Below are 20,220 nucleotides of genomic sequence, written 5' to 3' on the forward strand. Positions count from 1 at the left end.
AGGAGCGCACGATGAACAGTCCAGCCCATTCCCCCGATTTCCCCCTGCCTGCCCGAACGGCCACGGCATCATGGACGCTGCCGGTGATCACGGCACTGGCACTGGTTCTGGCCATCGCCGTCTCGTTCTTCGGCAGCGGCGCCCTGGGCGGGACCCCGATCCAGCAGGCAGCCGGCGGCTATCTCAGCGCCGATGCGACTTTGCTGGCACCGGCCGGCCCGGCGTTCTCCATCTGGAGCGTGATCTATGCAGGGCTGGCCGTCTACGGTATTTTCCAGCTCACGCCCGCCGGGCGCCGCTCGGCCTGGGCGGCCCGGCTGCGGATGCCCGCGCTACTTTCGGCATTACTTAATGCCGCCTGGATTGCCGTCGTGCAGCTTGGCTGGCTGGGAGTAAGCGTCGCGGTGATCTTTGCGCTGGTTGCCTGCCTGGCCTGGATGCTGTCCATCATGATGGCCGGCACCCCTGGCTCGCGCACCGAATACTGGATCATGTGGTTGACCTTCGGCATCTACCTGGGCTGGGTCTGCGTGGCCAGCATTGCCAACACCGCAGCGTGGCTGCTCTCGCTGGGCGTTGGCGAAGGCGCTTCCTGGACGCCGGGATTCGCTGTGGTGCTGCTGGTGGCGGCAGCGGGCATCGGTCTGGGCATCACCGCCTACTCGGGCAGGATTTTCACCGCGGTGGCCATCGCCTGGGGCCTTGCCTGGATCGGCGCGAGCCGGCTGGCCGGCAGCAACCAGTCCGAGCTGGTGGGCTACGCCGGCTTGGGCTGCGCTGCATTGCTGCTTCTCGGCTCGCTGGCCATCGCCTGGCGCCAGCGCGGGGTGACGGCGCCATGAGCTTGATCGCGGTAACCGGAGCCAGCGGATATATTGGCGGACGGCTGGTGCCGCTGCTGTTGAGCAATGGGCACCAGGTCAGGGTGTTCACCCGTGATGCTCAGCGCCTGCGCGATATACCCTGGCGCAGCCAGGTGGAAGTCGTCGAGGGCGACCTGCAGGACCGGGACGCCGTGGCCAGGCTCTGCAAGGACGTGGACCTGCTCTACTACCTGGTGCACTCGATGTCGGGAACCCGAGATTTCGCGGCCCAGGAGAAAGCCTGCGCACAGGTTGTGGCGCAGGCCGCGCGGGAGCAATCGGTCGGCCAGCTGGTCTATCTCTCGGGCCTGCATCCCGCCGGCGAACTCAGCGAGCATCTGGCATCACGGGTGGCCGTGGGAGAAATCCTGTCGGAGGCCGCCAGCACGCTGGTGCTCCAGGCGGGCCTGGTGATCGGCTCGGGCTCGGCCAGTTTCGAAATGGTCAGGCACCTGAGCGATGTGCTGCCGGTGATGCCGGCACCGCGCTGGGTGCTGAACCAGGTGCAGCCCATCGCCATCCGCGACACCCTGCACTACCTTGCGGCCTGCGCCGAGCTGGCGGAACCCGCGCAGGGCACCTATGACATCGGCGGGCCAAGCACCTACAGCTACGCCCAGCTGATGAAGATCTATGCCCGGGTGGCCGGCCTGCGCGAGCCGAGCATCTGGCCGCTGCCGCTGCTGACCCCGCGGCTGGCCTCGCACTGGGTGAATCTGGTGACGCCGTTGCCGCACACCCTGGCATCGGCGCTGGTGCAGTCGCTGCAGCATGATTGCGTGATGGGCTCGCGGGAGATCGATGCGCTGATTGCCCCGCCAGCCGAAGGGCTGTGCGACTATCCGCGGGCGGTGCAGCTGGCGCTGGAGAAGATGGATGCTGACGCGGTGCAAACCAGCTGGGCTACCGCCCAGCCGATCGCCGCCCCGGCCGAACCGCTGCCTTCAGACCCGGACTGGGCAGGGCGCAAGGCCTACACGGACATCCGCCGGATCAGCACCAGCGCCACCGCGGCGCAGCTATTCAGCGTGCTGCAGCGGCTTGGCGGGGATTCGCCCTATTTCGCTTTCCCCGCCCTGTGGAGGCTGCGCGGCCTGATGGACAAGCTGGCGGGAGGCGTAGGCTCACGGCGCGGCAGGCGCTCGCACAGCACCTTGGCGCTGGGAGATGTGCTGGATTGGTGGCGGGTGGAAGCCCTGGAAGAGAACAGCCTGCTGCGCCTGCGCGCGGAGATGCGCGCCCCGGGGCGGGCCTGGCTGGATTACCGCATCGGGAAGGACAGCGAGGGGCGAACGGAACTGATCCAGCGTGCGGTGTTCTTCCCGCGCGGCCTGGCAGGACGCTGCTATTGGTGGGCGGTATTCCCGTTCCATGGCGCCATTTTCCCGGCCACCATCAAGAACATCGTGCGCGCCGCGGAAAAGCAGGAGGAGGGCTGAGCAGCTCCTGCTGCGCCGGGGCTATTCGGTTTCGCCGGGGCCCGCTTCGTCGAGGCTGCTTTCCATGGCATCAGAGGTGCTGGCAAGGAACCGGATCACCACTTCCCGTTCTTCGGGGCTCAGCGATTTGGCGACTTCGAATCGCTTGGCATGATGCCGGCCGACCTGCTCGCGGGCGGCCAGATGGGTTTCCTCGGTCACTTCCACGCACTGCGAGCGACGGTCGGTTGGATGCTTGGTGCGCCGCACATGGCCATGGGCCTCCAACCGGTCAATCATCTTGGTGACCGACGCACTGGAAATTCCCAAATACTGGCTCAGGGCGCCAGGGGTGACCGATTGCCCGGCATGCTTGGCGGAGATCATCTTGCGGATGGCGCGCATGTCGGTTTCGTTCAGTTTCATGTACTGCTGCGAGCTGCGCATGATCCTGCGCTCGATCTGGCGCATCCGGCCCATTTCAGCCATGATCCGGTCGATTTGCTGCAGATCCGCATCCACGACGCCAGCCCGCTTGATCAGCTTCTGGCCAGGATCGGATTCAGCTAGCCCGTACATGGTGGGCAGGTCTTTGGCGGACATGGTGCCTCTCCTGATCGGATCTCGGTCGAGTGCCTAATTGGATCTTACGCCGTGCGTGATGGATGCATGCAGAAAACCCTGCGGCCGATGGAATCAGACCGCAGGGTTTTGTTGGTGCGAGTAGAGAGACTTGAACTCTCACGTCCGAAGACACTGGAACCTAAATCCAGCGCGTCTACCAATTCCGCCATACTCGCTAGCGCTACACCGGAAACACCGTTTCCCTGAAGGCGACCTCATTTAGTGTAGCGGAACTTGGGCCTGATATGAAATCAGTCAAGGGCAGCTGTTACTTCGGATCAATCCCCAAGTCACGGCGCAGCTTTGCCACATGTCCGGTGGCACGCACGTTGTACTGCGCGAGCGCAACCTTGCCCTCTTCATCGACCACGATCGTGGAGCGGATCAGGCCTTCGTAGACCTTGCCGTAATTCTTCTTTTCTCCCCAAGCGCCATAGGCTTCAGCCACCGCGTGATCTTCATCGGAAAGCAGCGGGAAATTCAGTTCTTCGTTGGCAACGAACTTTTCAAGCTTTGCGGTCTTGTCCGGGGAGATGCCCAGAACTGCATAGCCCAGGCCCTTCAATGATTCGAGCGAATCACGGAAGTCGCACGCCTGCTTGGTGCAGCCAGGGGTGGATGCCGCTGGATAGAAGTACACAATGGTCTTCTTGCCACGGTAATCGGACAAGGAGACGGAATTGCCGGCAGCGTCCTGCAAGGTGAAATCAGGGGCCTGGTCGCCGACGGACAGGCGGTTAGCCGTTGCGGGAGTACTCATGAGCTGATCCTCTTTTCTTTGCGGTATACAAAAAATCCGACCTGATGAATCAGATCGGATCTACTGTGCGCCCTCCGGGACTCGAACCCGGAACCTAATGATTAAGAGTCATTTGCTCTACCAATTGAGCTAAAGGCGCTTTCTCGCTCTGACTAGTTCTTTTTCAGAACCGGTCATTGCGACGTAGACAATCATAGGCAGAAATGGCGCAAAAGCAAAAATCGCCCAGCATCCAGTCCACAAAGATAAAAATCCAAGTCAGGTTCATGTTATCACGACTACGCCGATGGCGAAGTAATCTAAAACACACACAAGTTTTCACTTCGGCAATGCCCATTTCCATCGCGCACCGTAGTTGCATATTCCATAACGCCGACCACCCGCTAGAAGTTCGCCATCGCGGTCGCTGCGCCGCGAGCCGCAAACGGGCACGGGTCGAAACACTGCTCCGCCCCAGCATCGCCAGCAGACCCGCCCCGCGGCCGGTAAATTTCGGCCTGGCGCCAGGACCGGAAGCGCAGAATCGCGCATGGTCAACAAAAAAGGCCAGACCGAAGCCTGACCTTTGTTTTGTGCGCCCTCCGGGACTCGAACCCGGAACCTAATGATTAAGAGTCATTTGCTCTACCAATTGAGCTAAAGGCGCGTATTGATTTATATAAACAAGTTGCCTGGTGAACCGAACAAATTGTTCGTGCGCCCCCCGGGACTTGAACCCGGAACCTAATGATTAAGAGTCATTTGCTCTGCCAATTGAGCTAGAGGCGCCCGCTGCGATGTTCTAGAAGCTTTTCGAGCTTCGCGCTTTCGCAACGAGATAAAACTTTACCAGCAATTTCCCTCAGCGCAAATTCGATTGCCAGCATTCCGCGGTGACCTTCATTACAGGAGATGACTAGGTGTTACTACCAAAGAGCGGAAGGGGTTTGTACAGTGATTCCATGAGCACCCAACGAAGGATTTCATTCCCCACCCAAGAACTGATTGATGCGGTCGGACCGATCCCGGAAAATCTCAAGGCAGTGCTCTGGGACTTGGAGAACGACCCCGAGACCCCGCTGGAAGACATCGACATTGCCGTCCTTCCCTACATGGCGAATCCCCAGACGCTGGAGAACGTCCGCAAGGCGCCCAATGTCAAGGTGGTCCAGACGCAGACAACCGGCTTTGATGGAATGATCGACCTGATCGGCGACCGCGCCGATATCAATACAGCGGCCGGCGTCCACGCGGCGGCTACCGCCGAGATGGCACTGGGACTGGCCATCGCCTCCTTGCGGGGCTTTCCGCAATCGGTGCGCGATCAGCAGCAGGGCCGATGGAACCCCCAGCAATGGCCCGGCTTAGCTGACCGTACCGTGGGCTTGGTTGGCGTGGGCGGCATCGGCGAGGAGATCCGCAAGCGCCTGGAGCCTTTCGAAGTCAATCTCTTGCGCTTCGGATCGACCGCCCGCACCGATGAGCATGGCGAGGTCTTCGCAACCTCCGAGCTGGCGGCTCGTGCGCCGGAAATCGAGGTGCTGATCCTGATCGTGCCACTGATTGATTCCACCCGCCACCTGGTGGATGCGCAATTGCTGGCCAAGCTTCCTGACGGCGCGACGGTCGTCAACGTGGCCCGCGGTCCGGTGGTGGACACCGACGCCATCGTGGCGGAAGTCGCCTCGGGCCGCTTGAACATGGCATCAGATGTCTTCGACCCGGAACCGCTGCCTGCCGGCCATCCCCTGTGGCAGCACCCCAATGCGTTGGTCATTCCGCACAATGGCGGGAACACCAAGGCGTTCTTCCCGCGCATGGTGAAGCTGCTCAAGAAGCAGGTGCAGGCCTGGGCGGCGGGCAACGACGGCGAGAACCTCGTGCACCGCAGCTAACAATTTAGTGACAGATGACGGCTCCGGGAGTTTTGGCTCCCGGAGCAGTGGACGTGGTGCGCTATCTTTGATAAATACCTTTGCGCATTGCTCCCTGCTTGTTCCCTGCGCAAAGCAGTACCGCCTGCCGAAGGAAGATGAGCCATCCCCGTGCCCGAATTGCCACCGAAACCCGTATCACGACGCGCATTGCTGACCGGTACATTGGCGACAACCGCACTGGCGCTGACCGCCTGCACCGGCAATTCCGGGCCCGCTGCCTCCGCTTCGCCCTCGGCCTCCTCCAGCGCGACGCCTGTTCCGCGGACCCTGCGCTTGGCCGCAGCCGCTCCCCCGGTCAAGCTTGATCCAGCCATCGTCGGCGATAACGAATCCTTCCGGATCACCCGCCAGGTTTACGAAACACTGGTCGACATCGATCCGGATACCGGCAGCACCGTAGCCGGCCTGGCCGAATCCTGGACCGAAAGTCCCGACGGCCTGCGCTACACCTTTACCCTGCGCCAGGGCGTGCTCTTCCATGACGGCACCGAATTGACCGCTAAGGCAGTGGTCGCCAACTTCAACCGCTGGGAGAACTTGTCGCCGCAGCTGCGCACCGCCTCCAGCCAGGGTTTCGCGAACATCTTCCACATCGACAGCGACATCCCCAAGCTGCCCACCGCCAAAGAACTTGAGAAGACCTTCAAGAGCACTGGCGAGGCTACCGAAGAAGAGCTGGCCACCCAGCAGTCGCGCACCGAGCAGCTCGAAGAGTTGTCCAAGCAGTTCGAGACGAAGCTCTTTGAAGGCAAATCCTCCGCGGGTTCGGCAAGCTATTTCGCGTCCATCGAGGCCACCGGCGAGTACGTGGTCACCTTGAACCTGCGCCGCAGGCTGCCAGGGCTGGTCGACGCGCTGACCTTGCCGGGCATGGCCATCGCCGCACCCAGCGCGTTGACCGGCGGACCAAAGCAGAATCCTGCCCAGTCGCTGTCCACCCACCCGGTAGGTACCGGGCCCTACACCTTCGTCTCCAATGGCAACGGCGTGGTGCGCCTGGAGATCTTCAAGGACTACTGGAACCAGGCGCGCCTGGACAACAACACCGGGCATCCTGAAGTCGCGCTGATCTCCGCAGTTCCTTCGCCCTACAACCGCGAAGGCGCGCTGCTGGCCGATGAAATCGACGGCTTCGACATGGTGTCGGTGGACATCATGCGCACCCTGGTGCGCAATGCCAAGGTGGTCGTCCAGCGCGACCCCTTCTCGGTGCTCTACCTCGGCATGGACCAGCGCAACAAGTGGCTGGCCAAGCCGGATTTCCGCCTGGCCATCGCCCATGCGATCAACCGCAGCTCGCTGGCCGAGAAGCTGTTCCTGCAAGGATCCAAGCATGCTTCCACCCTGCTGCCTCCCGCGCTGAGCATTCCGGCTCCGGAAGAAACCCCCAACCACGACGCCACGAAGGCCAAGGCGTTGCTGGACGAGCTGGGCTACGACGGTGAAGAAATCGAATTCGCCTATCCGCTGCGGGTCTCGCGCAACTACCTGCCGTTGCCCGAACGCACCTTCGCGCAGATCGCCGACGACCTGGCCGCGGTGGGAATCCGCATCAAGCCCAAGCCGATCGCCTGGACCGACGGCTATGTGCAGACTGTGCAGTCCAAGGACTTCAATGGGCTGCACCTGCTGGGCTTCTCCGGCGGCTACCGTTCCGCCGACGACTTCCTTTCGGGCATCCTGGCTTCCAAGGAGAATGAGTTCGGCTACACCTCGGCGTTACTTGACTCACAGGTCATGCTGGCCCGTTCCGTCCCATTTGGCGAGGAGCGGACCGCCGCCTATGCCGATATCCTCAAGACCCTGAACACCGATCTGCCCGCGCTCCCCTTGGTCTTTCCGATCTCTGCGCTGGCGTTTAACGGAAACGTCACCTTCTATCCGCCATCGCCGATGCTCAATGAGTGCTACGCGGATGTGCAGATGACAAATTCACCGTCCATCTCAAGTTAGCGACCGTTAACCCAGTTAACGATTTCTGGCCCCGGGGATATGGGTCTACTCTGGGAGAGAGCAAAGTATCACTGTCGATGGAGATCCTCGTGCCTTCTGAAACGTCAACCGAATCTTTTGACGTAGTACTAATCGGTGCCGGCATCATGAGTGCCACCCTTGGCACCATGATCAACCAGCTGGAGCCAACCTGGTCCATTGGTCTTTTCGAGAACCTGGACAAGGCCGGGCAGGAATCCTCCTCCCCTTGGAACAACGCAGGCACCGGCCACTCGGCACTGTGCGAGCTGAACTACACCGCTGCCAAGGCTGACGGCTCGGTCGATCCGGCCAAGGCCATCGGCATCAACGAGCAGTTCCAGGTGTCCCGCCAGTTCTACTCGTGGGCCGTGGAGAACAAGCGCGTAGCTGACAACAGCTTCATCAACGCCCTGCCGCACATGTCCTTCGTCATCGGCGAGGACCACTCCAAGTACCTGCAGACCCGCTACGAGGCCCTGAAGCCGAACGCCCTGTTCGACGAACTGGAAATCACCAACGACCTGGACACCATCAACGAGTGGACCCCGCTGGTTGCCCAGGGCCGCGACGCCTCGCAGAAGGTCGCCGCATCCCGCGTCGTCTCCGGCACCGACGTCGACTTCGGCCGGCTGACCCGCGAGTTGACCGACTCGCTGAGCGCCGCCGGCGCCTCGGTGAACTACGGCCACAAGGTCAAGGGCCTCAAGCGTTCGGGCGCCGGCTGGGAGCTGACCGTCAAGGACAACGCTTCGGGCGCAGTGAAGAACGTCAAGGCCAAGTTCGTGTTCGTCGGCGCGGGCGGCGGAGCACTGCCGCTGCTGCAGAAGGCAGGCATCGACGAGATCAAGGGCTTCGGCGGATTCCCGGTCTCCGGCCAGTTCCTGCGTTGCACCGACGAGACCGTCATCGACCAGCACCATGCCAAGGTCTACGGCCAGGCTTCCGTGGGCGCACCTCCAATGTCGGTGCCGCACCTGGACACCCGCTTTGTCGACGGCAAGCGCTCGCTGATGTTCGGCCCGTACGCCGGCTTCTCGATGAACTTCCTGAAGTCCACCGGCCAGCTCGATCTTCCACTGTCCCTGCGTCCGCACAACATCATCCCGATGCTGGCCGTGGGCAAGGACAACCTGGATCTGACCACCTACCTGATCAAGGAAGTTCTCAAGTCGCGCGCCAAGAAGGACGAGTCGCTGGCAGAGTACTTCCCTCAGGCAGATGGCTCCAAGTGGGAACTGATCACCGCTGGCCAGCGCGTCCAGGTCATCAAGAAGGATGCCAAGAAGGGCGGCGTGCTGCAGTTCGGCACCGAGGTCATCACCTCCTCGGACGGCTCGATCTCCGGCCTGCTCGGCGCTTCGCCAGGCGCTTCGACCGCTACCCCGATCATGATCGGCCTGCTCTCGCGCTGCTTCCCTAAGCAGTTCGCTGGCTGGGAGTCGAAGCTGAAGGACATGATTCCTTCCTACGGCCAGAAGCTGAACGAGAACCCGGCACTCTACGCAGAGGTCAAGGCAGCTACCGACAAGTCCCTGGGACTGTAGCCACTTGGCACCACGAGAACCGCCCACCAGCACTGGTGGGCGGTTCTTCGCATATCCGGGCTAAGAAGTACCGCGGGTTATTGCACCGACGCGGCGACCGCGATGTCCAGCGGGGATTCCAAGGTCTGGAGCACCACGCAATACTTTTCGGTGGCCTCGATCAGCTGCGCCACTTCCTGCTCGCTGGCCTCGGTCTGCAGCTCGAAGGACAGCTTGATCGAGCTGAACCCCACCGCGGCGTCGGGATCCAATCCCAAGGTGCCGCGCACATCCAGCACGCCGCTCGCATGGACGCTGCCGCTCACGCTCAGCGAGCGGTTGATCGCCACCGCGGCCAAGGTGACACCGGCACAGGCCACCAGCGCCTGCAGGAGCATGTCCCCCGAGCAGGCCAATGTCCCGTCCCCGCCGGTGGACGGGTGCAGGCCGGCGTCCACCAGGGCTTGGCCGGTGTGCACCGAGCAGGACAGCCCTTCTTCTCCGAGCGTTCCGCTGGCCTCCAGCACGATGCTTCCAGCATCCGGCTGCTCGCGGTACAGCTGCTTCAATGGCCGCTGCACGCTGCGTAGAGTATCCCGATCCATGGCTGCCCTGCCCCTCTGCGAAGTTCCGCGGGACTATCCCGTAGATCGAGTATGCGCGCGATTCCGCACAAAGAGCCGGGCGATCGGCAGAATCTTCGCGTGATCGACGGCAACGGCAATTCACAACGCCGGGGTCGTTTTCCAATGTTCCCCGGCCAAGGAAGCACCCGCGGCATCCGATGACGCATGGGTCAGGCCGGCAGAATGGCGTAAGCCCCCCTAAAAATCAAAAAGCAGCATCCAACTCCAGCCCCATGCGGCTGCCGGGTAGTCCATTCGGATGATTTTTGCGTGCTTAACATCTCTCGGTGACCGTTGTGCAATGGCAACCAACTAAAGTTGGATATAAGCCCTTCCCACTGCGACACAACGAGGACCACACCCGCATGCAGCGCTTGGCCATCTTGTCATTGAAGAACCGGGCGCTCATTGCGCTCATCACGGTTTTCGCCGCCGTTTTCGGCGTGATTTCCATGGGATCGCTCAAGCAGGAGCTGATCCCGGAACTGGAATTCCCGCAGATCTCGGTCATGGCAACCCAAATGGGTTCCAGCCCCGAGGTGATTGACGAGCAGGTCGCCGAACCGCTGGAAACCGCGCTGCAGGCTGTCGAGGGCCTGGAATCCTCCACGGCCACCTCGCAGACCGGCTTCACCCGCATCGGCTTGACCTTCGAATACGGCACGGACATGGACCGGGCCCGCACCCAGGTGGAACGGGCCATTGCCAACTCCAAGTCCCAGCTGCCCGAGGATGTGGAGCCGACCGCCTTCGCCGGTTCCATCGCCGATTTCCCGGTGCTGGCCCTGGCGGTCTCCTCGGACCAGTCGCTGGAAGCGCTCAACGACGACGTGGAGCGCATCACCCTGCCCAAGCTGCAGAAGATCGACGGCGTCCGCGAGGCCTCGGTCTCCGGCGGCTCCTCCCAGCACATTGCGGTGATCCCGAAGGACAGCCAGATGCGCGAGGCCGGGCTGTCCGTCGCGGATCTGAAGGACGGCATCGAGAACGCCGGCTCCCCCATGCCGATCGGCAACATGGACGTCGACGGACTGGAGCTTCCGGTGATCGCCGGTTCCACCCCGGATACCCTGGACGCCATCAAGGACATCCCGCTGGTCACCGACAACGGCCCGGTGCTGCTCAAGGACGTCGCCGAGGTCTCGGTGCAGGCCGACGAGGCCACCAGCATCACCCGCACCAACGGCGAGGAGACCCTGTCCATCCAGGTCACCAAGACCCCGGATGGCGACACCGTAGCCATCTCGCATGCCATCACCGCGATGCTCGCCGAGCTGGAAGCGGAGCTGGGCCACAAGGCCACCATGACCACGATCTTCGACCAGGCGCCGTTCATCGAGGACTCGATCAAGCACCTGGCACTGGAAGGCGCGCTGGGCCTGGGCTTCGCCGTGATCATCATCCTGGTGTTCCTCTTCTCGGTACGCTCCACCCTGGTCACCGCAATCTCCATCCCGCTGTCGCTGATGGCGACGTTCATCGGGATGAACGTTTTCGGGTACACGCTGAACATGCTGACCCTGGGCGCACTGACCATTTCCATTGGCCGCGTGGTGGATGACTCGATTGTGGTCATCGAGAACATCAAGCGCCATCTGGCCCACGGAGAATCCAAGGCGCAGGCCATCCTGCTGGCGGTCAAGGAAGTTGCCGGCGCCATTACCGCGGCGACCCTGACCACTGTGGCGGTGTTCCTGCCGATCGCCCTGGTGGGCGGCATGGCCGGCGAGCTGTTCAGCCCGTTCGCGCTGACCATGACCATCGCGCTGCTGGCCTCGCTGCTGGTCTCGCTGACCATCGTCCCGGTGCTGGCGTACTGGTTCCTGCCACACCGCCCGGGCAGCGGCGAAACCCACACCGTGCACGTAGCCGAAGACAAGTCCTGGCTGCAGCGCGCATATATCCCGGTGCTGAAGAAGACCCAGAAGCACCCGGTCATCACGCTGCTCGCCTCCGTGCTGGTGCTTGCCGGCACCGTGGCGATGACCCCGCTGCTGAACACCAACCTGCTGGGCTCAACCGGCGAGAACTCGATCTCCATCACCGCCGAAATGCCGTCGGGCACGGCCATGGAAACCACCGAGAAGGAAGCGGCGAAGATCGAATCCAAGCTCGCGGACATCGACGGCATCGAAGATGTCCAGCTGACCGTGGGCACCGCCAGCGGCATGGCGGCCATGTTCTCCTCGGGCTCGGACACCGCCAGCTTCACCGTGATCACCGATCCCGATGCGGACCAGGAAGCGCTGAAGAACACGGTGCGCGAGCAGGTCGAGGCACTGGACCTGCCCAAGGACCTGGATCTGAGCTTCGGCTCGAACTCCTCGGCCATGATGTCCAGCGATGTCACCGTCGAGATCAAGGCCCCGGATGAGGGAATCCTTCGCGAGGCGACCACCGCGACCCGCGAGGCGCTGGAAGGCACCGCGCACGTCACCGAAATCTCCGATAACCTCTCGGCCGAACGCGAGCAGGTCTCCATCGATATCGATGCCACCAAGGCCGCCGAGGCCGGGTTGACCGAAACCCAGCTGGCGGGCATGGTGGCCTCCCAGGTCTCCCCTGTTCCTGCCGGTACGCTGCGCCTGGACTACACCGACATGACGGTGCAGATCGGCGAGGGCATGGACCTGGACAGCCTTGACAAGCTGCGCGAGCTGGAAATTCCAACCGCCGCCGGCGTCAAGGAACTGCAGGACCTGGCCACCGTGGAACGCGCCAAGGTGGTCCAGCAGGTCACCACCTCCAACGGCGAGCGGATCGCCACCGTCACCCTGGCCCCTGCGGAGAACATGCTCGGGGATGTGTCCAAGAACGTCACCGAGCGCCTGGAGTCGGTGCAGCTGCCCGAGGGCGCCACGGCCGAAATCGGCGGCGCGGCCACCGAGCAGGCCGAGTCCTTCAACCAGCTGTACCTGGCGTTGCTGGCCGCCATCGCCATCGTTTACGTGATCATGGTGGCCACGTTCAAGTCCCTGATCCAGCCGCTGATCCTGCTGGTCTCGATTCCCTTCGCCGCCACCGGCGCGATCGGCCTGCTGCTGATCTCCGGCATCCCGCTGGGCCTGCCGTCGCTGATCGGCATGCTGATGCTGGTGGGCATCGTGGTGACCAACGCGATTGTGCTGATCGACCTGATCAACCAGTACCGCGAGGAGACGCCCGAGCGCCCTGCCATGGACCTGGAAGATGCCATCATGCACGGCGCCCGCCAGCGCCTGCGCCCGATCCTGATGACCGCACTGGCGACCATCTTCGCTCTGGTGCCGATGGGCCTGGGACTGACCGGCCAGTCGGGCTTCATCTCCCAGCCGCTGGCCGTGGTGGTCATCGGCGGCCTGGTCTCCTCCACCCTGCTCACGCTGATCCTGGTGCCGGTGCTCTACCGCCTGGTCGAGTCCCGCAAGGAGAAGAACGCCAAGGCCCGCTCCGCGCGCAAGCATTCGGCGCAGCAGCACACCGCGGCCCAGGACCTGACCCGTGCCATGGATAGCGCCAGCGCCAAGATCGCGCCGGAGGCTGCACCGGCAGCCGATGCCAAGTCCAAGTCTGAAGACACGGCCGGAGACAAGGACAAGGAACAGCCGAAACCAGCCGAGACCGGCAAGGCTGGCAAGGCTGGCAAGAATGAGAATCCGGCGGCACCGGCCGATCAGGTCGTCAACCCGTTGACCGGACAGATTCCGGTCTCGCGCAAGGAACGCCGGGCGTTCGAAGAGATGATGAAGCAGACGCCGCCCAAGGCTGACGGCTAGCTTTCAGCATCGATAGAACTCGGGCCTGCAACCACCGCTGTGGTTGCAGGCCCGAGTTCGTTCGTGCTCTGCCGGCGGCAATTGGTGCTACACCAGCTGCAGCTCGGTCAGGCAGGTCGCGTTCTCATCCCCGGCGGTGGACACCGTGGTCTGCGCGGTCTTTCCCTGATACGTGAACTCCAGGTCCACCGTAATTCCCCGCGGAACCCAAAGTCCGATAAATCCGTTGTCGAAGGATTCCATTTCCTTGTCCACCAGAACTTCACCGGTATCCGAGTTGACTGCCTTGACCTTCATTTCCACACCTTGCAGCTGCCCCACGCAGGTGGTGAGGCTATGGAAATGGCAACTGTGCGTCTGGTCCACGTAGGGTGCGGCTGAGAGGTAGTACTGGTCTTCGGGCAACGGCAGGTTCGCGGTGCGTCCCGATTCATCGGCCAGTACCAGCTGCGTTGGCTTCACCTGGGCGGTGAAGTCCTGAGGCCGTTGGTCCTGCGGCAAGCGATCGAGCTGGTCGATGACCTGCTTGGCGTCCAACCCCTCCAGTCCCAGCTCGGCAAGGAACTGCTCTGCGTGCTCGGCGCCGATCGCCGTCGTGGCAGACTGGCTTGCTGGCTGCCCGGCACTGCACCCTGCGAGGAGGGCCAGTGCCAGGACGGTTCCAGCGCCAGTTGCCGCCGCCTTCCAGCGTGCAGTGCAAGGGGGCGAAATTCGTTGAGTCAAGTGATATCCCATCTTCCTGGTTCGCAGCACCGTTTACAGGCCGGCCAGTAGCTGCTTCATCTCGTCGATTTCAGTGGTTTGCGAGTCGATGATCTGCCCAGCCAATTCCTTGGCCTCGGCATCCTGGCCGTCCTCCAGCTCCGACTCGGCCATGTCCACCGCACCTTCGTGATGCATGATCATCTGCTCGAGGAACAGCTGCGCCGCTTCCTTTCCGGAAGCTTCCTGCAGTGCCTTGATCCCGTCTTCCGGAACCATGCCATCGTGCTCCATGCTGCCGTGGTCCATGCCTTCTGGCATGTCCCACTCGTCCAGCCATCCATCCATGCGCTCGATCTCCGGCGCCTGGGCTGCCTTGATGCGCTCGGCCAAGGCTGTGACCTCCTGCGGGATGTCTTTCTTGCCCAAGATCATCTCGGACATCTCGATCGCCTGTTCATGGTGCACCTTCATGCCCGAAGCGAAAGCCATATCGGCATCGTTGGCTGACGCTGACTGGTCCATGGAATGGCCGGCATGCGAATCGGACGCTGAGGCGCTCGGCGCCGGGGTACTTGATGATTCCCCCGCGCATCCGGCGAGGGCGAGCGTTGCGCCCAGCACGAGGGCGCTGCAAATGAGGATCTGCTTGTTCATGGTAATTCTCCTGGTGGATATCGAACGTGAACGGCGCCCGCCTGCGGCGGCGCCGGAACCAGCCGGAGGCCGGTGCGTGGACCGGCCAAGCCCTCACGTTCGGCAGATCCCCAAGGCAACCAGATCAGGTTTTTCCGGCCCGATACCAGGCAGCGCCGATGCCGCGCACAACGTCTGCGGGAACGCCGTCGGGAGCACGGCTACGGTATGCGGCGGCCGTAAGAACAGCAGCATGGCCAGCAGCGCCAACACGCAACCCGCGGCGGCCATGCCATGGTCCATCGGACAGTCGGCGCAGCCCTGCTCCGAGCCACCCGCGTCGGCTGGCGGCGCATGTGGCGTGGGCTCGGCGTCTGCCGGATGTGCATGGGCCACCGGGGCCAAGGACTGCGCCTGGGCTCCATGGTTCATCACATGCATCGAGAACAAGCCGAGAAGCACCGCGCTGATCAGGAACAGCGAGCGGACGACCGCCAGGCGGGGGCAGTTGCGCCCGCCGGCCTTCGCCGGGTGTTTTCCGATGCTCATGGATCCCAGCTTAGCGACGGCAGCTCACGGACGCGAAGCGCGTCCACGTCCGAATCCCCGTTCTGCGTTGATTGCAGCTCCAAGCTCGGATAAACCATTAATATTTAAGTTGTGCACAATTGAATTGTGTGCAATCATTATTCCATGGCAATAGTTGACGATATGGTGTGCTTCTCCCTCTACTCGGCAAGCCGGGCAACCACTCGCGCATATACCGAACTGCTCGCCCCGTGGCAGCTGACCTACACCCAGTACTTGGTGCTCGTTTCACTGTGGACCGAAGGCGATAAGCCGGTGCGCGAGATCGGCGAAATGCTCCAGCTGGACTCCGGGACCCTGTCTCCGCTACTCCGCCGGCTGGAGCAGAAGGGCTTCATTGAACGGCGCCGCGATAGCCAGGACAGCCGCGTCGTCAACGTCAGCTTGACTCCCGCTGGCACATCCCTGCGCAAAGACTTGGCGCACATACCGGCGCAGATTGCTTGCGGTACCGGACTGCCGGATATGCAAAGCGCCAAAGCGCTGCTGGCAACCCTGCACCGCATCACCACTTCCATGCAGGAAATCCCTGCTCCGGAGGGATCCTCCGGAAAATAGCTGCGAGCTTTTAACATCAACGAAAGGCAATTCCATGGAAACCCTGTACACCGCAGAGTCCCTGTCCACCGGCCAAGGCCGCGAAGGCCGAGTCCAGACCGCCGACGGCAACCTCGACCTGGTCCTGGCCTCCCCGGCAGAACTAGGCGGCTCGGGAGCCGGTACCAACCCGGAACAGCTGTTCGCCGCTGGCTACGCCGCTTGCTTCCACTCGGCATTAAATCTGGTCGCGCGCGGCCGCAAGGTAAAAATTGACGACTCCAGCGTCGGCGGCCGTGTCCACCTGAACCGCGACGGGGAGAACGGATTCAAGTTGTCGGTAGAGCTGGAAGTCATCATTCCCGGCCTGGAACCCGCACTGGCCCAGGAACTGGCCGACGCGGCTCACCAAGTCTGCCCCTACTCCAATGCCACCCGCGGCAACATCGATGTCCTGGTGAGCGTCAGCGATGACTAGCTCCCGGGAGGGGAAGCCACTGGGCTTCGCCCGGCACGGAGCACGGATAGCGCTCGGCTCATTTCTCGGCTTCGCCGGGGTCAGCCATCTGACCTTTGCCCGCGAGGAATTTCGCTCCCAGGTCCCGGACTTCGTCCCGCTGGATCCGGATCTGACGGTCATCCTTTCCGGAGTCGTGGAAATCGGCCTGGGACTTTCCTTGCTCGCGCTGCTCAAGAATCGGGTAGCCGTGGGCTGGATCGCCGCGCTCTTCTTCGTCGCGGTGTTCCCCGGCAATTTAGCCCAGTGGCAGGAGGGACGCGATGCGTTCGGCTTGGACACCGACGCGAAACGACTGGCCCGGCTCTTCTTCCAGCCGGCGCTGATAGCGCTCGCGCTGTGGAGCACCGCAGCATGGCGCGACCGGGCCCAGCTGCGGTCCAAGGCCTAGAAAAGCGGCGGCATGCGCACGGCGGGAGTTTCGGGCATCACGCCGGATGCCCCGCCGTGCACTGCCTGCGCAATTTCGCTGGCCGGCGGCCTGGCGACCGCCCATGGCTAGGCATCCCGACGTTTCAAGCTGATGCATCCGGCGCCCAGCAAGGCCACGCTCCAGGCTACCAACACCAGCAGGGCTACCGTTGGCCCGTAGGGTTCGCTGGCTCCGGTCGCCATGAACGTCGCCGCGCTGGTTGGCAAATACTGGATCACTTCTTGGATCCACTCAATAGGGATCAGCTGCAGAATCTGCGGCAACCCGATGACCAGCATGATTGCACAGACAATGGTTCCCGCAGAATTGCGGCAGAGCAAACCCAATCCAAGAACCATCAAGCTCAGCAACGCCATGTAGGTTCCGGCTCCTAGTGCCGCGGACACCATGTCAGGGAAACTGAATGTGCCGTACTCCCCTGCGCTCAGCGCTGTGGGAATGGTGGCCAGCAAGATCATCACGACACCGGTCAGGAAGTTCACGATGAACAGCAGTAGCGCTTTGGCCCCGAGGAATATGCCGCGTCGCGGGACAGCCTGCAGGGAGCTGGCGATGGTTCCGCTGGGGTACTCGTTGGTGATGTGCAGCGCTGAGGCGGCCGCGAAGAACAGCTGGCCGAATTGCAAGGTGGCGAAGGCCAGCAAAGGGGCTGGCATCGCGGTGTGGAAGCCGTTGTCCCCGCTGGCTTTCGCGCTGATGCCCAGGACCCAGCTCAACGCGATGGTTGCCACGAACCCGGCAAGGAACAACCCGGTCAGGGATCGCAGGCCAAAGAACTTGGTGGTTTCCGCTCGGGTTGCGGCCATCAGCGATGGGGCTGACAAACCGGACGTTGCTTGGTTGATTGCTGGCGAGCTCATTTGCCCATCGCCTTTCCTGCCGTGCTTGAAGTGAATTCCACAGTGTCTCGTGTCAATTGGTTATAGGCCGATTCAAGTGATCCGTGTGCCTGGCTCAACTCGTGCAGTTCGAAACCGTTGCTGAACGCGATGGCGCCGACTTCCGCCAGGGAAATACCGGTAATTTCCAGATGGTTTCCGCCACCCTCAGTGATTTCAGCACCGTGGCCGGCCAATGCCCCGGCGAGCGCCGAAGCTTGCGGCGAACGGACTGTAAGCACGTGCTGGGCGAAGCCCTTGATGAGCTCTTCGGTAGGTGCCTGGGTGATCAATTCTCCCCGTCCGATGAGGACCAGCTGGTCTGCAACCTGCTGCACTTCGCTCATGAGGTGGCTGGAAACGAATACTGTTCCTCCCTGCGCGGCCCGGTTCTTCATGAGCTGGCGGATCCAAGCGATGCCTTCGGCGTCCAGTCCGTTCATTGGCTCGTCCAGGATGAGGATCTGCGGGTCGCCGAGCAGAGCGACGGCGATGCCCAGGCGTTGGCGCATGCCGAGCGAGAAACCGCCGATGCGTTGTGCCGCTACCGATTCGAGTCCGGCGTGGGCCAGGACTTCATCGATGCGGCTGGCCGGGATCTTGTTGCTTTGCGCGAGGGCTTTCAGGTGCGTACGAGGCGTATGTCCGGGGTGGCCGGCGGTTCCTGTGATGTGCGCTCCCACGGTGCGCGTCGGATAGCGCAGTTGTTCATAGCCCACCCCGTTGATCAGCGACTTCCCGCTAGTGGGCGCATCAAGTCCGAGGATCATGCGCATGGTGGTGGATTTGCCGGCCCCGTTGGGTCCCAGGAACCCGGTGACGGTTCCGGGCTCTATGGTGAAGCTCAGTTCGTTGACGGCTCGGTTGTTCCCGTAGTCCTTGGTCAGCGAGTCTAGGGTGATCATGGGGTTTCCTTCCATTTGGCTTCCACTGTAGGAACCCGCCCCGTCCCTGCGCCCCGGGCATTGGTCCCTACTTCGGCCCGCCATTCCCCTACTAAAGTCGGTGTTGCCTGGGCTCCAGCCTGACTAGCATGAAAACATGCTCTCTTCTCGCGTTTCCCGGGCCGGCTGGCGGGTCCAAAAATGGTCCCAGTGGCTGTGGCTGTCCGGCCTGGGCCTGGCGGCCTACCTGGTGCCTATTTCCGCATCTGGAGCCTGGCTGCTGCTGGCCCCTGCGGCCATCGCCGTCGGCTACGGGGCCGGGCGACGCGTTGCTTCCTTGTCGGCCGGCGTCACCGCCTTATGCCTGGGCGGCGCCTTGGCCGCAATCTCCCTGGTCTTCTCCGCCCACCTAAGCGTGCTGGGCTTCGTGCTGAACCTGCTGACAGCTGTGGTGCTCTTCGTGCTGCTGCCCTGGTTCATCGGCCGCTCGCGCCGCATCTCGGTGGAGTTCCGGCAGCAGGAGCGCGAGCACCTTGTCATCCAGGCGGGCCTGCGGGAACGTTCGCGGCTGGCCGGGCAGATGCATGACCAGCTGGGCCACGACCTTGCCTTGCTGGCCCTGCAGGCCTCGGTGCTGCAAGTGAGCGTGGCAAAGGACTCGCCGGCCCACGCGCAGGCGGCGAAAATCCGTGAGCAGGCCGACGCCTCGGTGGACAACTTGCACCGCATCATTGGCGTCCTCAACGATCCCCAGGCTGCGGCTCCCCTGTCTCCGGGCACTGCGGTGCCAGGGATCCTGGGTCCTATTGGCTTGGCCCCGTTGGAAATCATCGAGCGCGCCGAGTCCCAGGGGATGTCGCTGGCCTGCATCGACGAGCAGGGATTGCTGGCGCAGGCGGCCACCTCCTCCTGGGGGCCGTTGCTGGCCGTCGTAATCCAGGAGGCCCTGACCAATGCGGCCAAGTACGCGCCGGATTCGGCGGTACGGATCACCATGGCCGGGGATCTGCAGCGAGTTTCCCTCGAGATTTCCACCGACCTGCCCGACCCTGCCCCCGCCCGCCGATCCGGGGCCACCGGCCTGGCCTCGCTGCGGGACCGGTTGGAGGCCCAGGGCGGGCAGTTGCAGGCCAGTCCGTCTGCCGGGCGGTTCACCGTGCATGCGGAGATCCCCCGCAGCGCCGCGCCAGTTGCACTGGCATCCGTGCCGGCCACTGCCACGCGCAGGCCGCGCCGGTGGCTGGCTGTGCTCATCCCGGCGGTGATCGTGCTCGCCTTCTGCTTCGGGCTGTACCAGCTGCAGGCGGCTACCTACCGGGCCACCGTCCTGTCTCCGGCCAGCTTCAGCCAGCTATCAATAGGGATGGACCGCGAGCAGGTGGAGGCCATCGCCACGGCCAAGGGACTGGATGAGCCGTTGCCAATCATCGATGCCCCGCTGGCCCCGGCCGGTGCCCAATGCCGCTATTACGCCGCACGCAACGGTCCGCTGGATCTGGGCAGCGACATGTTCCGTCTGTGCTTCAGCGAGGGAACACTAGTGGCCATGGATCACCTCTACCCGCTGGACTAGGACTGTGATGATT

General features: G+C 63.0%; 18 protein-coding genes and 4 tRNA genes. 10 read left to right on the forward strand and 12 right to left on the reverse strand.

Features of this window, described 5'->3' with window-relative positions; all coding sequences use genetic code 11:
• The first annotated feature begins 11 nt into the window (after positions 1-11).
• Entirely contained in the window at positions 12-842 is an 831-nt protein-coding gene (locus tag BKX98_RS12840; RefSeq protein WP_143181124.1) for a tryptophan-rich sensory protein, read from the forward strand.
• Positions 839-2,302: an SDR family oxidoreductase gene (locus BKX98_RS12845; protein WP_073707545.1), complete on the forward strand. Its 1,464-nt coding sequence runs from the start codon at positions 839-841 to the stop codon at positions 2,300-2,302. Before BKX98_RS12840 ends, BKX98_RS12845 begins: the two co-directional genes overlap by 4 nt.
• A gap of 21 nt (positions 2,303-2,323) precedes the next feature.
• Here BKX98_RS12845 and BKX98_RS12850 read toward each other — a convergent pair whose 3' ends face one another.
• From BKX98_RS12850 to BKX98_RS12875, 6 genes are all read right to left on the reverse strand, one after another.
• The gene (locus BKX98_RS12850; RefSeq protein ID WP_073707546.1) at positions 2,324-2,884 is read right to left on the reverse strand and encodes a MarR family winged helix-turn-helix transcriptional regulator; all 561 of its coding nucleotides are present in this window, start codon (positions 2,882-2,884) and stop codon (positions 2,324-2,326) included.
• A 112-nt stretch (positions 2,885-2,996) separates the two neighbouring features.
• A tRNA-Leu gene (locus BKX98_RS12855) sits at positions 2,997-3,081 on the reverse strand.
• A gap of 92 nt (positions 3,082-3,173) precedes the next feature.
• Positions 3,174-3,665 carry a thioredoxin-dependent thiol peroxidase gene (gene bcp, locus BKX98_RS12860; protein ID WP_038991372.1) on the reverse strand — a complete coding sequence of 164 codons (492 nt, stop codon included), beginning with the start codon at positions 3,663-3,665 and terminating at the stop codon, positions 3,174-3,176.
• Between the two features lie 66 nt (positions 3,666-3,731).
• Positions 3,732-3,804, reverse strand: a tRNA-Lys gene (locus BKX98_RS12865).
• Between the two features lie 434 nt (positions 3,805-4,238).
• Positions 4,239-4,311, reverse strand: a tRNA-Lys gene (locus BKX98_RS12870).
• 49 nt (positions 4,312-4,360) lie between these two features.
• Positions 4,361-4,433 (reverse strand) — tRNA-Lys (locus tag BKX98_RS12875).
• 173 nt (positions 4,434-4,606) lie between these two features.
• Here BKX98_RS12875 and BKX98_RS12880 point away from each other — a divergent pair.
• The 3 genes from BKX98_RS12880 to BKX98_RS12890 all read left to right on the forward strand — a co-directional run bounded on the left by BKX98_RS12880 (position 4,607) and on the right by BKX98_RS12890 (position 9,099).
• Positions 4,607-5,539 carry a 2-hydroxyacid dehydrogenase gene (locus BKX98_RS12880; protein ID WP_073707547.1) on the forward strand — a complete coding sequence of 311 codons (933 nt, stop codon included), beginning with the start codon at positions 4,607-4,609 and terminating at the stop codon, positions 5,537-5,539.
• A 150-nt stretch (positions 5,540-5,689) separates the two neighbouring features.
• On the forward strand, positions 5,690-7,534 hold the full coding sequence (locus tag BKX98_RS12885; RefSeq protein ID WP_158024696.1) for an ABC transporter substrate-binding protein: 1,845 nt from the start codon (positions 5,690-5,692) through the stop codon (positions 7,532-7,534).
• 71 nt (positions 7,535-7,605) lie between these two features.
• Positions 7,606-9,099 (forward strand): malate:quinone oxidoreductase, encoded by a 1,494-nt coding sequence (locus BKX98_RS12890; protein ID WP_255372333.1) that lies wholly within the window; start codon positions 7,606-7,608, stop codon positions 9,097-9,099.
• Between the two features lie 77 nt (positions 9,100-9,176).
• Here the strand turns inward: BKX98_RS12890 and BKX98_RS12895 are convergent, their stop codons facing one another.
• Positions 9,177-9,683 carry an OsmC family protein gene (locus tag BKX98_RS12895; RefSeq protein ID WP_073707550.1) on the reverse strand — a complete coding sequence of 169 codons (507 nt, stop codon included), beginning with the start codon at positions 9,681-9,683 and terminating at the stop codon, positions 9,177-9,179.
• A 386-nt stretch (positions 9,684-10,069) separates the two neighbouring features.
• Here BKX98_RS12895 and BKX98_RS12900 point away from each other — a divergent pair, with 386 nt between their 5' ends.
• Positions 10,070-13,459, forward strand: coding sequence for an efflux RND transporter permease subunit (locus BKX98_RS12900; protein ID WP_073707551.1), 3,390 nt, complete (start codon positions 10,070-10,072; stop codon positions 13,457-13,459).
• A gap of 87 nt (positions 13,460-13,546) precedes the next feature.
• Here the strand turns inward: BKX98_RS12900 and BKX98_RS12905 are convergent, their stop codons facing one another.
• The 3 genes from BKX98_RS12905 to BKX98_RS12915 form a co-directional block, all read right to left on the reverse strand.
• Entirely contained in the window at positions 13,547-14,182 is a 636-nt protein-coding gene (locus BKX98_RS12905; protein ID WP_143181125.1) for a CueP family metal-binding protein, read from the reverse strand.
• A gap of 33 nt (positions 14,183-14,215) precedes the next feature.
• Positions 14,216-14,818, reverse strand: coding sequence for a DUF305 domain-containing protein (locus BKX98_RS12910; protein WP_066137750.1), 603 nt, complete (start codon positions 14,816-14,818; stop codon positions 14,216-14,218).
• A gap of 93 nt (positions 14,819-14,911) precedes the next feature.
• Positions 14,912-15,346, reverse strand: coding sequence for a DUF6153 family protein (locus BKX98_RS12915; protein ID WP_073707552.1), 435 nt, complete (start codon positions 15,344-15,346; stop codon positions 14,912-14,914).
• Positions 15,347-15,490: 144 nt separating this feature from the next.
• Between BKX98_RS12915 and BKX98_RS12920 the strand changes: the two genes are divergently transcribed.
• Genes BKX98_RS12920 through BKX98_RS12930 form a run of 3 tightly spaced genes read left to right on the forward strand, consistent with a single transcriptional unit; the run spans position 15,491 to position 16,830 of the window.
• Positions 15,491-15,943 (forward strand): MarR family winged helix-turn-helix transcriptional regulator, encoded by a 453-nt coding sequence (locus tag BKX98_RS12920; protein WP_233125381.1) that lies wholly within the window; start codon positions 15,491-15,493, stop codon positions 15,941-15,943.
• 34 nt (positions 15,944-15,977) lie between these two features.
• Positions 15,978-16,400 carry an organic hydroperoxide resistance protein gene (locus BKX98_RS12925; RefSeq protein ID WP_073707553.1) on the forward strand — a complete coding sequence of 141 codons (423 nt, stop codon included), beginning with the start codon at positions 15,978-15,980 and terminating at the stop codon, positions 16,398-16,400.
• A complete protein-coding gene (locus BKX98_RS12930) occupies positions 16,393-16,830 on the forward strand; it encodes a DoxX family membrane protein (RefSeq protein WP_073707554.1) in 438 nt (145 codons plus the stop codon). The genes BKX98_RS12925 and BKX98_RS12930 overlap by 8 nt, the downstream gene beginning before the upstream one ends.
• A gap of 107 nt (positions 16,831-16,937) precedes the next feature.
• Here the strand turns inward: BKX98_RS12930 and BKX98_RS12935 are convergent, their stop codons facing one another.
• Positions 16,938-17,732, reverse strand: a complete 795-nt coding sequence (locus BKX98_RS12935; protein WP_073707555.1) for a hypothetical protein — start codon at positions 17,730-17,732, stop codon at positions 16,938-16,940.
• Positions 17,729-18,655 (reverse strand): ABC transporter ATP-binding protein, encoded by a 927-nt coding sequence (locus BKX98_RS12940; protein WP_073707556.1) that lies wholly within the window; start codon positions 18,653-18,655, stop codon positions 17,729-17,731. Before BKX98_RS12940 ends, BKX98_RS12935 begins: the two co-directional genes overlap by 4 nt.
• A gap of 136 nt (positions 18,656-18,791) precedes the next feature.
• Here BKX98_RS12940 and BKX98_RS12945 point away from each other — a divergent pair, with 136 nt between their 5' ends.
• Positions 18,792-20,207, forward strand: coding sequence for a sensor histidine kinase (locus tag BKX98_RS12945; RefSeq protein ID WP_073707557.1), 1,416 nt, complete (start codon positions 18,792-18,794; stop codon positions 20,205-20,207).
• The last annotated feature ends 13 nt before the right edge of the window (positions 20,208-20,220 follow it).

The organism is Glutamicibacter sp. 0426, assembly GCF_001906485.1.
GTDB classification, from domain to species: domain Bacteria; phylum Actinomycetota; class Actinomycetes; order Actinomycetales; family Micrococcaceae; genus Glutamicibacter; species Glutamicibacter nicotianae.

Bases quoted from the DNA above. Each gene is read 5' to 3' on its own strand.
- BKX98_RS12840 (WP_143181124.1), top strand. From the start codon at position 12: ATGAACAGTCCAGCCCATTCCCCCGATTTCCCCCTGCCTGCCCGAACG.
- BKX98_RS12845 (WP_073707545.1), top strand. From the start codon at position 839: ATGAGCTTGATCGCGGTAACCGGAGCCAGCGGATATATTGGCGGACGG.
- BKX98_RS12850 (WP_073707546.1), bottom strand. From the start codon at position 2,884: ATGTCCGCCAAAGACCTGCCCACCATGTACGGGCTAGCTGAATCCGAT.
- bcp (WP_038991372.1), bottom strand. From the start codon at position 3,665: ATGAGTACTCCCGCAACGGCTAACCGCCTGTCCGTCGGCGACCAGGCC.
- BKX98_RS12880 (WP_073707547.1), top strand. From the start codon at position 4,607: ATGAGCACCCAACGAAGGATTTCATTCCCCACCCAAGAACTGATTGAT.
- BKX98_RS12895 (WP_073707550.1), bottom strand. From the start codon at position 9,683: ATGGATCGGGATACTCTACGCAGCGTGCAGCGGCCATTGAAGCAGCTG.
- BKX98_RS12900 (WP_073707551.1), top strand. From the start codon at position 10,070: ATGCAGCGCTTGGCCATCTTGTCATTGAAGAACCGGGCGCTCATTGCG.
- BKX98_RS12910 (WP_066137750.1), bottom strand. From the start codon at position 14,818: ATGAACAAGCAGATCCTCATTTGCAGCGCCCTCGTGCTGGGCGCAACG.
- BKX98_RS12915 (WP_073707552.1), bottom strand. From the start codon at position 15,346: ATGAGCATCGGAAAACACCCGGCGAAGGCCGGCGGGCGCAACTGCCCC.
- BKX98_RS12920 (WP_233125381.1), top strand. From the start codon at position 15,491: ATGGCAATAGTTGACGATATGGTGTGCTTCTCCCTCTACTCGGCAAGC.
- BKX98_RS12925 (WP_073707553.1), top strand. From the start codon at position 15,978: ATGGAAACCCTGTACACCGCAGAGTCCCTGTCCACCGGCCAAGGCCGC.
- BKX98_RS12930 (WP_073707554.1), top strand. From the start codon at position 16,393: ATGACTAGCTCCCGGGAGGGGAAGCCACTGGGCTTCGCCCGGCACGGA.
- BKX98_RS12935 (WP_073707555.1), bottom strand. From the start codon at position 17,732: ATGAGCTCGCCAGCAATCAACCAAGCAACGTCCGGTTTGTCAGCCCCA.
- BKX98_RS12940 (WP_073707556.1), bottom strand. From the start codon at position 18,655: ATGATCACCCTAGACTCGCTGACCAAGGACTACGGGAACAACCGAGCC.
- BKX98_RS12945 (WP_073707557.1), top strand. From the start codon at position 18,792: ATGCTCTCTTCTCGCGTTTCCCGGGCCGGCTGGCGGGTCCAAAAATGG.